The 17022-nt window shown below is 40.6% G+C and carries 12 protein-coding genes; 8 read left to right on the forward strand and 4 right to left on the reverse strand.

Annotated elements, in window-relative coordinates:
- Positions 1–50 precede the first annotated feature (50 nt).
- Positions 51–1517, forward strand: a complete 1467-nt coding sequence (locus ACESQI_RS10105) for a RagB/SusD family nutrient uptake outer membrane protein (RefSeq protein ID WP_195348569.1) — start codon at positions 51–53, stop codon at positions 1515–1517.
- Positions 1518–1735: 218 nt separating this feature from the next.
- Here the strand turns inward: ACESQI_RS10105 and ACESQI_RS10110 are convergent, their stop codons facing one another.
- The 4 genes from ACESQI_RS10110 to ACESQI_RS10125 form a co-directional block, all read right to left on the reverse strand.
- Positions 1736–2914, reverse strand: a complete 1179-nt coding sequence (locus ACESQI_RS10110; RefSeq protein WP_373125984.1) for a DUF418 domain-containing protein — start codon at positions 2912–2914, stop codon at positions 1736–1738.
- 523 nt (positions 2915–3437) lie between these two features.
- On the reverse strand, positions 3438–4661 hold the full coding sequence (locus tag ACESQI_RS10115; RefSeq protein WP_373125986.1) for a PepSY-associated TM helix domain-containing protein: 1224 nt from the start codon (positions 4659–4661) through the stop codon (positions 3438–3440).
- 85 nt (positions 4662–4746) lie between these two features.
- A complete protein-coding gene (locus ACESQI_RS10120) occupies positions 4747–6144 on the reverse strand; it encodes a DUF4374 domain-containing protein (protein ID WP_373125988.1) in 1398 nt (465 codons plus the stop codon).
- A gap of 222 nt (positions 6145–6366) precedes the next feature.
- The gene (locus tag ACESQI_RS10125; RefSeq protein WP_373126032.1) at positions 6367–8667 is read right to left on the reverse strand and encodes a TonB-dependent receptor domain-containing protein; all 2301 of its coding nucleotides are present in this window, start codon (positions 8665–8667) and stop codon (positions 6367–6369) included.
- A gap of 491 nt (positions 8668–9158) precedes the next feature.
- On the opposite strand from ACESQI_RS10125, the gene ACESQI_RS10130 reads away from it, so the two are divergent.
- The 7 genes from ACESQI_RS10130 (at position 9159) to ACESQI_RS10160 (ending at position 17009) form a co-directional block, all read left to right on the forward strand.
- Positions 9159–10232: a substrate-binding domain-containing protein gene (locus tag ACESQI_RS10130; RefSeq protein ID WP_373125989.1), complete on the forward strand. Its 1074-nt coding sequence runs from the start codon at positions 9159–9161 to the stop codon at positions 10230–10232.
- Positions 10233–10251: 19 nt separating this feature from the next.
- Positions 10252–11064 carry an SDR family oxidoreductase gene (locus tag ACESQI_RS10135; RefSeq protein WP_002561482.1) on the forward strand — a complete coding sequence of 271 codons (813 nt, stop codon included), beginning with the start codon at positions 10252–10254 and terminating at the stop codon, positions 11062–11064.
- Positions 11065–11153: 89 nt separating this feature from the next.
- Positions 11154–12323, forward strand: a complete 1170-nt coding sequence (gene uxuA, locus ACESQI_RS10140; RefSeq protein WP_002561483.1) for a mannonate dehydratase — start codon at positions 11154–11156, stop codon at positions 12321–12323.
- 353 nt (positions 12324–12676) lie between these two features.
- Complete coding sequence (locus ACESQI_RS10145) at positions 12677–13561, forward strand: AraC family transcriptional regulator (protein ID WP_002561484.1); 885 nt, start codon at positions 12677–12679, stop codon at positions 13559–13561.
- A 162-nt stretch (positions 13562–13723) separates the two neighbouring features.
- Positions 13724–14281, forward strand: a complete 558-nt coding sequence (locus ACESQI_RS10150; RefSeq protein ID WP_007486685.1) for a glucose-6-phosphate isomerase family protein — start codon at positions 13724–13726, stop codon at positions 14279–14281.
- Positions 14282–14287: 6 nt separating this feature from the next.
- On the forward strand, positions 14288–15250 hold the full coding sequence (locus tag ACESQI_RS10155; protein WP_195661205.1) for an ROK family protein: 963 nt from the start codon (positions 14288–14290) through the stop codon (positions 15248–15250).
- Positions 15234–17009: a class I mannose-6-phosphate isomerase gene (locus ACESQI_RS10160; protein WP_025867623.1), complete on the forward strand. Its 1776-nt coding sequence runs from the start codon at positions 15234–15236 to the stop codon at positions 17007–17009. The genes ACESQI_RS10155 and ACESQI_RS10160 overlap by 17 nt, the downstream gene beginning before the upstream one ends.
- The last annotated feature ends 13 nt before the right edge of the window (positions 17010–17022 follow it).

The raw sequence follows: 17022 nt of genomic DNA on the forward strand, positions 1-17022 counted from the left end.
GATTCTAACTCCCAACTCCCAACTACTTACTACTAACTAATTTATAGTTTATGAAAAAATATATCTATCCTTATATGGCCTTCCTGCTTTTATTGGCGGGATGTAGTGGTGACTTTCTTGATAAAGAACCTACGGACTCTGTTAGTTCCGATGAGGTTGGAGTACCCGGTAATGCCGAACGATTGTTTAATGGTGCCTGGTATAATCTGTTTGAATATGGCACAACCTATGCCAATATTGGTTATCGTGCTCTTCAGTGCCAGGACGATATGATGGCGGATGATGTCGTTTCCCGCCCTGCTTATGGGTTTAATTCATCTTATCAGTTCAATGATATAGCAATACCGAACAATAGCCGAACCTCTTTTGCCTGGTATCTCATTTATAAAACGATTGATAACTGTAACACCGCCATTGCTATTGATGGTGATTCGGAAGAATTTTTTCAGGCAAAAGGACAGGCACTTGCTTTGCGGGCGTTTTGTTACCTTCATCTGGCGCAACACTATCAGTTCACTTACCTGAAAGATCCCACTGCTCCCTGTGTACCTATCTATACAGAGCCCACTACAAGTGAAACGGCGCCTAAAGCGAAATCTACTGTAGCCCAGGTGTATCAGCGCGTTTTTGATGATCTTAACCTGGCACAGAGTTATTTGAAGAACTATACCCGCAAAGGGGATGGGCAGAAATTCAAGCCGAATACCAATGTTGTCAATGGGCTGCTTGCCCGTGCCTATCTGTTGACCGGACAATGGGAGGAGGCAGCAAAGGCAGCCGTCGCTGCCCGTCAGGGATATTCGCTGATGACAACGACTGCCGAATACGAAGGATTCAACAATGTATCTAATAAAGAATGGATCTGGGGGCATCCGCAGACACTTGCACAATCCGATGCTTCCTATAACTTTTATTACCTGGACGCAACCTATGTAGGTGCTTACAGTAGTTTTATGGCCGATCCTCATTTCAGGGATACATTCTCCGAAGGAGATATTCGTTTGGGATTATTCCAGTGGATGCGTGAGGGGTATTTAGGTTATAAAAAGTTCCATATGCGTGCAGATGATACTGCCGATATCGTGTTGATGCGTGCCTCCGAGATGCTTCTGATAGAGGCTGAAGCCCTTGCCCGTGAAGGTTTCCCGGAGAAAGCGGTAATACCATTAAATGAATTGCGCCATGCCCGTGGATTGGGTGACTATGATTTAACAGGTAAATCACAGGACGATGTTGTCAATGAGATCCTGATGGAGCGCCGTCGTGAACTTTGGGGAGAGGGTTTCAGTATTACAGATATCTTGCGTACACAACAGTCTGTGAAGCGTGTTGCACTTTCCGTTGAAGAGCAGGCGCAGCAAGTAGATGCCTGGCAGGAAGGAGGAGGATTTGCCAAACGTACTCCGTTAGGACATTGGTTCCTTACATTCTCCGGAGGAGATGCATTTGTGCCAAACAGTATCAACTATCTGTATGCTATCCCGAAAGCTGAGATCGATGCCAATCCGAATTTGTAGGCTTCGGATGCTTCCCGCACGGGGAGGTACGACAAGCGATGATTAATTATTGAAACGCAGATGATCGCAGATTTTCGCAAAGAAATATAAAGAGAAAGAACAACTGTCTCTTAATTTGCGTTAATCTGCGATCATCTGCGTTTCAATAAAACGCTGTTATAGTATGAATTAACTACTTAAACAAATAACTTGTGAAACTCTGTGGTGAAATATATTCATTACTTTTCAGCCAACAACCATGTCCACTTATGCCAGACACTTTCCAAAGGTCCTTGTTTATGTTTGGATAGCCACCATTTACAGAACCGGACTTGCAGTAAGAAAAGGACAATACCGATAATCAGACTGACTGTATAGCCACAGTAAGGAGCCAGATAGAATCCGAACGGAAAATAAATGATAGCTCCCATGATAGATTGGCTGATATAATTGGTAAGACTCATTTTTCCATAAAAACGAAGGTTTGTTACCGCCTTTCTGAATTTTTCTTTTTGATACAGGATCACAAAGGACGCAACCAGGACAAACGTAAATGCAAACTTTTGCCACATATCAAAAGCAGTACCGACTGTCTGTTTGACTATGTCACTTTCGCTTTGCATAATCAACTCTTTTAGTGAATAGAGGGGGGCAAAACATATGGCAGCAACAATGAGCGTCTTAATCCAAAAACGAAGATGCGAGTCGGTGGTTACGAACAACTCTTTTCTGCCGATGTACAGGCCCATTAAGAAAAGTCCGGCTGTTTGCAGAAAACGTCCTGCTCCGATAGCCCAAAACAGACTGGCTTTTTGTCCCAAAGTGACATTACCTGCAATGAAATTCCAGAAGTTACCTGCTTTAGTATATTCGGCCACTTCCTGATACATTGCATTCACACCCAAATCGGGCAACGTGTATGACGGATCAAATAAACTCATCAGATAATGGTACCACTCAATGGGCTGTAACAGGAAAAAGATTGCTGTGATCAGAATAGCTTTATCACTCCATTTCCGCACTAAGAACAATACAATCCCCACAATAGAGAAAAGCAGTAATACATCTCCCGCAGGAAAGAATGCGGCGTTTATGGTAGCAAAACCAACTAATAATACTAACCTCCAAAGAAAGCGATAACCAAAATCTTTTCCCTTCTTCTCTTGATTGTGGCATTGGATATAAAATGTAAATCCGAAAAGTAAAGCAAATATTGCGTAAGACTTTCCGGCAAAGAGTGAGAATACTACATTAAGTGTTCCGTTATCAAGAATGTTCAGCCATTCGGGTGAATCGGTCGGATAGATCGGGAATATAAAATGTTCTAAACTGTGTACCAATAAAATTGCCATTACGGCAAATCCTCTCAAGGCATCTATTACTTCAATACGTGGTGTTTTATTTACTGTGGGTTGCATACAATTGTTTCTGTTTTTCATTAACTTATGGTTGCAAACATAGTAATTAATTGTCATTCATCAGGTTCTTTTTGATAAATATTTATTTTCGAACAGTTTTTTCTATTCGTTCTCAGTTATCAAAACAGTACTTATTGACTGATAATTGTCGTTTAAGGTTATGGATGGTAAAGAGTAAACGTGAATGTAATTTGTTGAATGACAGTGTGGTTAAATAATGTGTTCTTTATGCTGTAAAAGTACGTATTTAAGTGTGTGTTAAATACGTACTTTTATATAAGAAGAGTACGTACTCTTATCTATAAAAAGTACGTACTCTTGTCAGGCTAAAATTTATGATTAAGAAACGCTGTTAATGTTGTTAATTTATTATTTCCAATGATTTCTTCGATACATAATAGCTATGCTTCATTCGATAAATGTATAGTTACCAAAAAAGCAATTATAAAGATCCTTTCAGAGGAAATATTAAGATGGTGTATGGATTCTTGATTTTATGTAATTGCTTGATTTATAACGAATATCAACCTCTTTTTCTTCTTTTCCTTGCCGAGCGGGCTATTTCTTTTTTTATCCATAGATAATATCCTGTCAGGGGCAGGGTAGCACCCAACAGTGAAGCTATAAAACTCAGAATCCGGGTAAACATACCTCCCCAGCTACCAACATGTACAGAGAAAATCCATCCACGTATCTTGCCGGAATTATCCAGGTCTTTATAAAGTGTAGTCTCAGTTATTTTTCCATTTCTCGGATTAAAACTGTAACGGTCTGATGCACGTTGATTACCGAAGCGGTTGAAAGAGACGTTTGCTGTACCGTTTGATACAGTGATTTGTTTATAATCGGGATTTTGAACTTTCAGTTGTTCGTATACTTTTTGCCACAAGGCATAAGGAGAAGGGAGAGGGGAGAATTGAGAAGGGAGAAGGGATTGCGTTTCGCCTTTTCTCTGGTTTCTTCCTTTTCTGTCCTCTCCTTCCTTCTCGCTTCTTTCTTTCTCTTTCATATCTCTCTTCTTTCCTTCTTCCTTCTCCATTCTCCCTTCTCCCTTCTCTTGCATTTCTACGCCAAATGCTTTATAGAATCCAGTGCGATACCAACCGAAAGACCAGGTCAGTCCGGTGAGAGACAACGCTAATAAGAAAATGAATGTGTATAGTCCTCCTGCTATATGCAAATCGTACCAGAATCTTTTCCAGCCTTTATTAACTGAAATCTTGAGGCTATTTTTCAGAGCTTTGGCACTGCGTGGAATCCAGATAATAATTCCGGATATCAGCACAAAGACAAACATCAACGTGCTGACGCCAACAATCATCTTACCCCAAAAGATACCTCCATCTGGTTTCATGCTATCCAGCAACCATCTGTGTAGCTTGAACATGGTCGTAAAAAACGGAGCACGTTCATATTTTCCTTTAATTTCACCTGTATACTGATCAATATATACAGACGCCCGTCTGGGTTTGGAGAGGTTGACCTGATATGCTTTTGCCGGATCGGATGAAATGCTGATCCCCGTCACTGATATACTATCAGGCAGAGTTGCTGCTACTTTCTGTGCCAGTTCTCCGGCGGGTAGGGGAGTCTCTTCTACCTTACTGACATAATAAAAGTCGTGCCGGCACAATTCCATAATTTCATTTTCGAAAACTAAAGCTGCTCCGGAGAAGCAGATGACAGTAATGATTAAGCCGAAAGGAATAGAAAGCCAGAGATGTATTTGGCGAAATATCTTCTTCATATATCTTCTTTAAGTGAGGTCATGAAAGAAGCCTGCAATACATAAGGCTTGCAGGCTCTTCAATCTGTCTATTTTATGCTACTATTTATTTTGCTTTCAATCTACCAACACCGCTGACTTGTGTTGCTTCTACTGCTATACCCATTGTTGCGGTAGCATTTGTCGGGTCAATCTTGTAGATGGCAGGATGGCCGGTAGTAGTTGTAACTGTGATATAAGTGAAACCGTTTTCTGTATACGGGGTATTACCGAAACCAGAGATCTGATCAGCTGATGGCAGGCCATCTACATAGGTAAGTTTTCCGGTTGTTCCTTTGTAAATGGCCAGTTGGTTGGCAACGAAGTCTTTTTCATTTAAAGGACGGTCGTACATCAACATCAGGAAATAATCTCCTGTGAGGTGCCAGCAACGGAGGAAAGACTTCCCGCCGCTCTGTGCTTCAATGCTATAATAGTAGTTCGGATCAAATTCTTCTGTTCCGGCTTTGATACGTACCACTCCGGCATCCAGTGTAGTCCGTTGACGGGCATCGCTCATTGTCTTGGCATAGCTGGGGGAGAATACATAGATATCGCCGTTATCTGCACTCCAGATGGTCTGGTAGTACTGAGACTTCATACGGCCACAGGCATAACTGATCTGTTCTGTTTTAATAAGTTTCTTGGTTGTAAGCGTCTCATCATCAAAAATTGCTACCCAGCATTCGTTAGGGTATTGTGTCCACTGTAGTTCTCCTTTTTTATAGCTGCTACTGTTCGAACCACCATCTTCAGTTTTTACCAGATCTTCGTTACCCGGCAATATCCATTGCCCCCCGTTGGCTTTTCCACCATATTGGCTCAAACCCATTGGAACTGCAGCACTATAGATTTTATTGTTATGTTCCAGGATACCTGCAAGTGTTACAAATTCGCCATTACCCAAAAAGTTTTCTGACATGTATGCTTTATTCTGGGTATTATTGGTAGTATATGTTTCGGCTGCTACATCCAGATAAGACAACAAAAACATCTTTGGCAAATATCCATTCTCGTCAGCATATTCCGTAGGTCCGTCGCCGGTGGAAGAAGTCATGATATACTTGTCGTAGATACCGTAGGTGGTAAATCTCTTGACGGCATATTCTCCTGAGCGTGCCTGTACCTCATAGTTGGCATTCATGAAATACGACCGGGTTGTGCCGGCATTTCCCTGATTGTATGTCAGCCCATACAGATATTGGTCTTTATAAAATACCCATTGGGTTGCTCCATCGTTCACAAGGCCATTATTTATAGTAGAAACAGTTCCTCCGTTTAAAGTTTCGGAAGTCAGCAGAACGTTAGTTGTATTTCCGGAGGCTGTGACAGAGGCTGCGATTACATACTCACCTTTGCCTACAGTACCTGCTCCATTACCCTGTTCATCATCTGAGCAGGCTGTCAATGTCAATCCGACCATTGCTGTTGCAAATAGTCCATTTAAAAAGAAGTTTTTCTTCATGTTATTTTTAATTTAAAACGATTTGTTGTTTATTTTTGTCTAAGTAGTACTTCGAATTTAGTTCATACAATGATAGTGTTTTATTGAAACGCAAATGATCGCAGATTTTCGCAGATTAAATGGCTGCGCTGTACTTGAGCGATGATATGCTTTGCGTGAATCTGCGAGTTTCTGCGTTTCAATGATAGTATCATATAATTTTGAACCATTACTTATTGTTTTTTAGTTTCCAAAATGTATGCGAACCTTTCCATAGAATGCGCGTCCGGCTTTTTGAAGGCTGAAGTTATCATACAATTTCTCGTTCGTGAAGTTACGGCACTCAAACGATATATTATACCGGCCATTCTGAAGGCTATATGAGAGTGCCAGATTGTGTGAGAATTGATTGGGTACCACATAATCACCTTTATTTGAACCAAGATTGGATGAATAATAAGTGAAACTATGCAAATACTGATTGTCATAAGACATGGTCAGTGTATTGCCTTTCTTCCAAAGATTCCGCCAGTAGAAGGATACATCCGAATCGGCAAACATATAGGGTAGGTTGGGCATACGTTCACCATAGGCAAGATTGGCTGCGCTACTGGAAATGGAGGTTTTCATGTTGTCACGTACATTCATTTGTGTGAAATTCCCTCCTATACTCAACCATTTTCCGAACCCATAACGGGCGGAGATATTATATCCTTTTGTCAATACTTTACCATAGTTAATATAAGTAGCAGCATATTTACCTCCACTCAGATCTGCAATATTGCGTTGGATATAATCTTTTGTATTACGATATATCAACCCTCCGTCTACGTATACGGAATGCTTACCGAAAGTTTTATTATAACTCAGATTAAGGTTTAGGTTATCACTGCTCTCCGGTTTGATACCGATGTCTCCCATCTCCAGGTCTTCATCACCGAACATCTCTTCGATGGTGGGCAGACGGTAGGCTTTCTCATAAGATACCTTCACTTGTAAACCGGATAGAATGAAATAGGTACCTGCTGCTCCGTAACCCATGGAATTGATGCTACGGGTGGTACGTACATATTTATCCTGGTTGGTAGTCGTAGCTATCGGACCTGCCACAAATTGGTCGTAGTATTTACCAAATAGGGAGAGGTTCCATTTTTCAGATGGCATCAGGCGATAAGACAAGCCGGAAATATTTTTGCGGGTCTCTTTGGCAATGGCATCTTTTTGTTCTTCTTTGGCAAGCAGAGAGGTATTAGAGCGATGGAAGGTATTTAACACATGATTGAAAGTCAGCATATGAGCCTTGCCGATACGATAATTAAGGGTTAAAGTACCGTTCCAGTTATTGTTATCCGCTTTTGAATACTGATTGGATTGTTCTCCCGGTGAATTCAGTAACTTCTTATCTCCATACCAGTTATACTTATACGAAGCGGTATCCACATTCGTTGTCATATTTTTGTTGTAATTGGCCGTTAACACAACATCCAGACCTCTTGTAAACAGGTTACGCTTGTTGTACTCCAACGAGGGCATCAGCGAATGTCCTTTACGATGCTTCTGCCCATATACAATCTCCTGACGTACGCCTGTCTGTATCTCTTTGTACATATTGGAGTAGGTAAAACCAAACATCAGCCGATCTGCCCATTTCTTGTCTACTACTCCGAGTTTACCAATAACGGCTTCATTATGATAGGTATCGTTGAAACGCTTCACACGTATCTTTTTATCCTTATCGATTCTGCCGGTTTCAAAATCTTCTACCGGAGCATATACATGATAATCGTTGTCCGAATAGTTCTGGAAAGCATTGATTTCATAAGTAAATCCGTTATTGAAAGTTTGTCCGAAGTTGGCGTATGACTTGTGAGTATTGAACGATCCGTAAGAATAAGATGCATCCAGAAACCAACGCTGGCGTTTTTTGTTGGTGACAATATTAATGACACCACCAATGGCGTCCGTACCAAAACCTACCGGTACTACACCTTTATATACTTCGATGCGATCGGCAAAGTTCACGGGGATATTATTCAATCCAAAAGAGCTTCCCACACCCTCCTGAGGTACGCCATCAATAAATACCTTGACGTGCTTACCACTGAAACCGTCAAGCATGAGTTGCATATCCGAACCTACACCACCCGATTCACGGAGTTTCATTCCCGGTGCTTTGGTTAGTGCGTCACTTAGATTCTTTGTGGTATTCTGAAGTTCCTTCGTATCTACTGCTACAGCATTAAATGCGGATCTTTTTATGCGACTTACACCCGTGGAGGTCACTACTACTTCATCCAGTTCAGTAGTAGCCGGATTGATCATAATATTTAGTTTGTTTCTCTCGTCTTGTGTCAGTTCTACTTTTTTCTCTACTGTTTCAAAACCCACGGCAGACACAACCAATGTATAATGTCCGGCTGGAGCCTTTAAGTGATAAATACCCTTTTCGTTGGTGGTACAGCCAAAGGTAGTACCTTTTAAATAGACGGTGGCAAAGTCAATGGCTTCTTTGGTTTCAGTAGATATTATTTTCCCTGACAACATCGTTCTCTGTTTTTGTGCAGAAACAGAGAACAGGCAGGCAGTTATTAAAAATAGGAGAACCAGTTTAAATCTTTTTGCTTCCAATGTGCTTTTATTATTATTCATTTTTAAAACTTTGCAAAGGTCTTTATAATTTAGAGTCTGTACAATCGCTATGATTAGGTAATCTATATATTATATATGGGAAATATCGTGGATGTAATACGCTGCAATCACTATTTAGAGGTATATTACTTAAAATAGAATAAAATTGACTGAAGGATAACGAACTAATATATCAACCAATTATGCTATTACAGTTTAATGAAAGCTAAACTTTAGTTCTTTATATGTTTGACAACATATTCTTATTCATGGACGTTGGTTTAATTTGCTGAATTATAGATATATAACTTTTTGTGTATACAACATGTGTGCGCACACATTGTTGCTTATTAAGATTATTCATCTTACTTTTGTAGAAGAAAAATAGAGTTTAAGCTATTTATCCTATGAATAAAGAATCTTCAAATATTCGTATTGTAGACATTGCCGAAATGGCAGGGGTATCTGTTGGTACGGTAGATCGGGTGATCCACAATCGTGGGCGTGTATCCGAAGAGAATGAGAAAAAAGTAAAGGCTATCCTTGAAAAGGCAAACTACCAGCCCAATCTGATGGCACGTTCTCTTGCTTCCAAGAAACAATATCATTTTATTGCTATCACTCCCTCTTTTGAGCCGGGAGAGTATTGGGAAGCCATCTCCGAAGGGATAGATAAAGCCGCTTCCGAGACGGAACTTTATAATATCAATGTAACCAAGCTCTTTTTTGATCAGTACGATAATAGTACCTTTGATGTGATTGTACGCAATCTCTTTGATAAAGAAGAGATAGACGGAGTGCTGATTGCTACCTTGTTTACCGATTCTGTGAGTCGCCTTTCCCGTATGCTCGATATCAGAAATATCCCTTATGTCTATGTGGATTCCAATATCGCGGGTGAGCACCAATTGGCCTATTTTGGTACAGAATCTTTTGATGCAGGATTTATTGCCGCCAAGTTACTGACGAGTCAGATTGGTAATCAACCGGACATTCTGATATCCCGGATCATCCATAATGGTAAGAACGATTCCAATCAGGGGAGGAACCGTAAAGAAGGCTTTTTGCAATATCTGAACGAGAATGGATTTGGAGGAAAACTGCATGAGGTTGAGCTAAAGATTGCTGATTCTGAATATAATTTTGCAAAACTGGATAAGATATTTTATGATAACCCCCGGATAGAAGGAGCTGTTATATTCAATTCAACCTGTTACATCTTAGGGAATTATCTCAAAGAAAGAGAGTTGAAAAATATAAAACTGGTAGGATACGACTTGATTGATAAAAACACAGAATTACTCTCCGAGGGAGTGATTACTGCTTTGATAGCCCAACGTCCCGAACAACAAGGATATAACGGCATTAAGTCTTTGTGTAATCATCTTGTGTTGAAACAAAACCCTGAGAAAGTAAATCTGATGCCGATAGATATTCTCATTAAAGAGAATCTGAAATATTATTTGAACAATAAATTATAACTTAATAAAACAGAGAATCATGAACGAATTATTTAGTGTAAAAGACAAAGTTGTTGTAATCACCGGTGGTGCCGGTATTTTAGGTAAAGGTATTGCCGCTTATCTGGCAAAAGAAGGTGCTAAGATTATAATTCTTGATCGTAGTGAAGAAGCTGGAAATGCACTTGTACAGAGCATTAAAGCCGATGGAGGGGATGCAATGTTCCTTTATACTGATGTGATGAATAAGGAAGTACTTGAAGGGAATAAAGCTGAAATCATGAAAGCTTACGGACGCATTGACGTATTGCTGAATGCTGCCGGAGGAAATATGCCGGGAGCTACCATTGCACCGGATAAGACTTTCTTTGACCTTGAGATCGATGCTTTTAAAAAGGTGGTAGATTTGAATCTTTTCGGAACAGTTTTGCCTACGATGGTATTTGCCAGTATCATGGTTGATCAGAAGAAAGGTAGTATTGTAAACTTCTGTTCAGAATCGGCTCTTCGTCCGTTGACTCGCGTAGTAGGTTACGGAACGGCCAAAGCTGCTATCGCTAATTTTACTAAATATATGGCTGGCGAACTGGCTTTGAAATTTGGTGATGGCTTGCGCGTCAATGCTATTGCTCCGGGATTCTTCCTGACTGAACAGAATCGTACTCTGTTGACCAATCCCGATGGTTCTCTGACCGATCGTGCAAAGACTATCATTGCTCATACTCCGTTTGGCCGTTTTGGTGAACCGGAAGATTTGTACGGAACCATCCAGTATCTTATTAGTGATGCCTCTAAATTCGTAACCGGTACAGTAGCCGTTATTGATGGTGGCTTCGATGCTTTCTCCATTTAAGTTAGAAGTTGGGAGTTAGTAGTTAGAAGTTGGAATGAGAGTAATCTCAATCGTAAATCGTAAATTGTCAAATCGTAAATAAAAATAGTATGTATTTATGTGAACAAACTTGGCGCTGGTATGGTCCTAATGACCCTGTGAGTCTGTGGGATATAAAGCAGGCTGGTGCCACCGGAATAGTGAATGCCCTTCACCACATCCCTAACGGAGAAGTGTGGACAGTAGAAGAAATCATGAAGCGTAAGCAGATGATTGAGGAAGTGGGTCTTACCTGGTCGGTCGTTGAAAGTGTGCCTGTGCACGAACATATTAAGACCCAGACCGGTGATTACCTGAAATATATTGAGAATTATAAAGAAAGTATCCGTAATCTGGCTCAATGCGGTATTATGGTCGTTACTTACAACTTCATGCCTGTGCTTGACTGGACACGTACTGATCTTGCCTATACAATGCCCGATGGTTCTAAAGCACTTCGTTTTGAAAAGGCGGCTTTTGTAGCTTTTGACCTGTTCATCCTTAAACGCCCCAATGCTGAAAAGGATTATACAGATGAAGAGATAGCCAAGGCAAAAGCACGTTTCGAACAGATGAATGAAGACGATAAGAAACTTCTCGTTCGTAATATGATTGCCGGCCTTCCGGGTTCAGAAGAAAGTTTCACCGTTGAGCAGTTCCAGGAAGCTCTTGACAGATACAATGATATTGATGCCGAGAAACTTCGTTCCAACCTTATCTTCTTCCTGAAAGAGATAGCTCCGGTTGCCGATGAAGTGGGAGTGAAGCTGGTGATTCATCCCGATGATCCTCCTTATCCTATTTTAGGTTTACCCCGTATCATGAGTACGGAGGAGGATTTTGTTAAACTGATAGAAGCGGTTCCTAACGAATCAAATGGTCTTTGTCTATGTACTGGCTCTTTCGGTGTGCGTGCCGATAATGATCTTGCCGGAATAATGGAGCGTCAGGGTGATCGAGTAAACTTTGTTCATCTGCGTAGTACACAACGTGATGCTGAAGGTAATTTCTATGAAGCCAATCACCTGGAAGGAGACGTAGATATGTACAATGTGATGAAGAACCTGTTGAAGTTGCAGCAACGTCGCCAGTGCTCTATTGCCATGCGTCCTGACCATGGTCATCAGATGATTGATGATCTGAAGAAAAAGACGAATCCTGGATATTCATGCCTGGGACGTCTCCGCGGTCTGGCAGAGTTACGTGGTCTTGAATTGGGTATTGCAAAGTCTATCTTTTAGTACGGTTTGCATCGGTATATATGTCAAATGATGTATTTGAAATATATACTTTAAATAATGAATGAGATGTGTCTTCTTTAACACATCTCATTCTTTTTTTTTGTTTGCTAAAGGCTGTATTTATGCATTTATCGTCTATATTTGCTCCATCTATAGTTTTGAATTAAATAATAAGTAGCATTTCAAATTTAGTTCATACTATGACAGCGTTTTATTGAAACGCAAATGATCGCAGATTAAATGGCTGTGCTATACTTGAGCGATGATATTTTTTGCGTGAATCTGTGAGTTTCTGCGTTTCAATAATAATATCATATAATTTAGAATGATTACTTAGCCAATTGTGTATTACTATGAAACCACTTTATCAAGAACTTCCGTTTTCTGTGGAGAATTACATTAATTTCTATCGGGAGGATTTACCTTACTTTATTGTTCCGTGGCATTATCATCCCGAAATAGAGATTATGTGTATAGAGCAAGGTAGTGGCACTCGTTTTGTGGGTGATCATATAGAGAGTTATGAGGTAGGGGATGTTTGTATTATTGGTCCTCAGTTGCCTCATGAGTGGAGAAACAACAAAGAGTTTTTTGGAGAAGAAACCGGATTGCGATCTGTATGTTTGTGTGTTTACTTCCGTAAAGAGCTATTTGAAGGAGTGATGATCAACTTGCCGGAATTTATGCATATCCGGAGTTTGATAGAACGTTCCCGCCGGGGTATAAAGTTCACAGGAACGGCACGCGAGCGTATTGCTGATTTTATCCGTAATACTTTTGATTCAAATGGGGTAGTGAGGGTTACCAATCTGATCACTCTATTGGAAATGATGGCTAATACGGATGAGTATGAGTTGCTTGCCAGTGTCGGTTTTACCCAGTCAGTCAATTCTTCCGATTTTGAACGTTTTAATAAGATATACCAATATCTGGTGAAAAACTTTAATCAGCCGATAAAACTTGAAGATGTAGCCGGTTTAGTAGGACTTACCCCTACTGCCTTCTGCCGTTATTTTAAAGAACGGACAAAGAAAACTTTTGTACAATATCTGAATGATATGCGTATCGGGCATGCCAAGCGGCTCTTGATAGAAGGTAAGATGAAAATCTCTACTGTGAGTATGGAAGTGGGATTTAATAACCTGTCTAACTTTATCGAGCAATTCAAAAAGACAGTTAATATGTTGCCCACTGAGTACCAGAAACAGTATGGTGTGAAAAACAAAAAGGCTATTTAATATATACTCTGTATTCTGGAATATTATCAATTAAAATCTATATACCTATATTAATGATAAGATAACATAATTATCGGGGAAAATAGGAGACAGGACGCCTGTGTCTATCACCTACCTTTGTTCCCATCGAATTACATGTGGAATCTTAAAATATAGGTGATTATGGAAAATAAAAAAATTATCTTTCCTGAACTGTTCTTTACCGATAAGAATTTAGTTGGACGTGATGTTTGTAAAATTTCCCGGAATTTATCTGATTTAAAAGGCATCTTTGCCGATGTGGAAGCTTTTGAAAAAATGCCTCAGGACAAGCTTGCCTACGAAGTCAGTAGTTTTTTACCCGAAAAGGAAGGGACTCCGGGAGGATTGTATTTCGGTATTACTTATTTGTATCCGGGAAAAGTCGGCAATGAGTATATGATGACGAAAGGACATTATCATGCGAGTATCGACCGGGCAGAATTTTATTGGGGCTTAGAGGGAGAAGGAATGCTTATCCTCATGGACGAACAACGCAATGTATGGGCAGAGCGGGTGTTTCCCGGCAGTTTGCATTATATTCCGGGAGGAGTGGCCCACCGGATGGCAAATGTAGGAAGTTCTCTTTTTTCATTTGCAGCTTGTTGGCCTTCGGATGCAGGACACAATTATGCCGAAATTGCCGAGAAAGGATTTTCCGCAAGGTTGATTGAAGTAAATGGTATTCCTCATTTAATCTGATTTGCAATGTATTGTATAGCAATAGATTTAGGAGGAACCATCATTAAAATCGGTTTGGTAAAAGGAAATGAGATACTTGAATTCAGTTCATTTCCTGCCATAGCTGGTAGTCTGGATAGTAATCTTCCTGCTATGGGAGGAGTAATAAACAGGCTGTTGAGCAAATGGAAAGTGCCGAGAGAAGAGCTTGCAGGTATGGGGCTCGCATTTCCGGGTATGGTAAATCCGAAGGAAAAGAGAGTTACTTCTACCAATGATAAATACGATGATGCCTGTGACATAGATCTGCCTTCCTGGGTTGACAGGAACTGGGGAACCTCATTTATTATCGATAATGATGCTCGTCTGGCACTTGCCGGAGAATGGTATATGGGGGCCGGGAAAAATAGCCGGAATATGGTAATGATGACTATCGGGACAGGTATTGGTACCGGAGTTGTTTTAGATGGACGGATTATTAAGGGGACTCATTATCAGGCTGGTTCATTGGGAGGACACATCGTTGTGGATTATCGGGGACGACGTTGTACCTGTGGTAATATTGGTTGTGTAGAAGCAATGGCTTCTTCTTTCTTTCTGCCGGAAATAATTCGTACCCATCCCAAAATCAGCAGTGAATATAAAGCAAAAGCTTCCTCTTATGATTTTAAGACCTTGTTTGACCTGATGAGACGGGGAGAGCCGGAAGCTACTCTGTTGTGTAAAGATTGTATGGATGTATGGGCGGCAGCCATCATCAATTATATTCATGCTTATGATCCGGAAATCGTTGTGATTGGTGGTGGCATTATGCGTAGTGCGGATATCATATTACCTTATCTCAAAGAACGGATTGATCGTCTGGTGTGGGCCCCGGAAAATAAAGTGGAGATAACAACTTCTTTATTAGGAGATAATGCGGCCCTTTTGGGAATTTCATGTACGTTGTCAACAATAAAAAAAGAAAGATGCTATGAACAGATATTTTAATGATAAATCTAATTATGATAAATATCCGGTGGTAAATGTGCCGGGTATGGAAGGAGAATGCCGGGTAGGTTGGGAAGCTATTTCCGATTGTTTGAATAAAGACTTGTCGCAAATTGATAAAAAAGTAAAGATCGTAGTTCTGGAATGTTATCAGGGGGTGTTGGATGATGAAGTGGTAGAGGCTTTACAGTCTTTTTTCCCTTCTTCTCATTGGTTCTTTTCGCAGGATGCTATGTTATCATCGGAAAGGATAAATGCTCTTTTGAAACAGGATATTACAGACGATGAAATATTCGGCTATATGACTCGTCAGACAATGGATTGTTATTTTGACGAAAAGAAGTTGAAAGATGTCCGTTCGGAGATTGCTGCCGTTGCCGAAGGTATTGTTTTTGTCTATGGAGTTGGAGCTGCTTATATACAGCCGACATCCGACTTATTGGTTTATGCCGATATGGCCCGTTGGGAAATACAGATGCGTTTCCGTCGTAATGAAGTATCCAACGTTGGTGTTGAAAACAAAGAAGAACGTGCTTCTTTACAGTATAAACGTGCTTTTTTTGTTGATTGGCGTATCTGCGACCGGTTTAAGAAAAAATTGATGAAGAGATGGGATTACGTGCTCGATACGAATATAGCTGGTACTCCTAAGATGGCGACAGCAAAGGCAGTATGGAACGGATTGGAAAAAGCATCCCGTACGCCGTTTCGGGTAGTTCCTTTTTTTGATCCGGGACCTTGGGGTGGACAATGGATGAAAGAGGTGTGTGACCTGGACCGCGAGGTTCCTAATTTTGCCTGGTGCTTTGATTGTGTTCCTGAAGAAAACAGCCTTTATTTCAGTTTTGGAGACGTTCGTTTTGAAATACCGTCTATTGATCTTGTTTTTGCTTATCCGGCACGTTTGCTGGGCAATCCGGTATATGGACGTTTTGGCGATGAATTCCCTATCCGCTTTGACTTTCTTGATACGATGGGAGGGGGAAATCTGAGTTTACAGGTACATCCTCTGACGCAATATATACAAGAGAAATTTGGTATGCACTATACACAAGATGAGAGTTACTATATGCTGGATACCGCAGAAGATGCTACTGTCTATCTGGGTGTGAAAGAAGGTATTGATCCGCAAGAGATGATTAATGCCCTTAATGAGGCACAGGAGAGCGGACATTTTGATGCGGAGAAATATGTGGGTAATTATCCTGTTAAGAAGCACGATCATTTGTTGATACCGGCAGGTACGATACATTGTTCCGGAACAAACGGGATGGTACTTGAAATTAGTGCAACCCCTTATATTTTTACTTTCAAACTCTGGGATTGGGGACGTTTAGGATTGGATGGTCGTCCACGTCCTATCAATATAAAACATGGTCAGGAAGTTATTCAGTGGAATCGTACAGAATCTTGGGTTAAAAAAGAAATATTCAATCGGATAGAACGAATCGCTGAAGGGGAAGGCTGGAAAGAAGAGCGAACCGGTTTGCATGAAAATGAGTTTATTGAAACCCGCCGGCATTGGTTTACGGTTCCTGTTTTGCATCGGACAGATGGTAGTGTGAATGTGCTTAATTTGGTGGAAGGAAGAGAAGCTATTGTAGAAAGTCCGACAGGAAAATTTGAGCCTTTTGTGGTTCATTATGCTGAAACTTTTATAGTTCCCGAATCTGTGAAGGAGTATACGATCCGTCCTTACGGAGAATCTGAAGGAAAGCAATGTGCTACCATTAAAGCTTTTGTCAAACATAATCCTTAATCTGCTTTTTGAT

Source organism: Bacteroides sp. HPS0048, assembly GCF_964240755.1.
GTDB classification, from domain to species: Bacteria; Bacteroidota; Bacteroidia; order Bacteroidales; family Bacteroidaceae; genus Bacteroides; species Bacteroides nordii.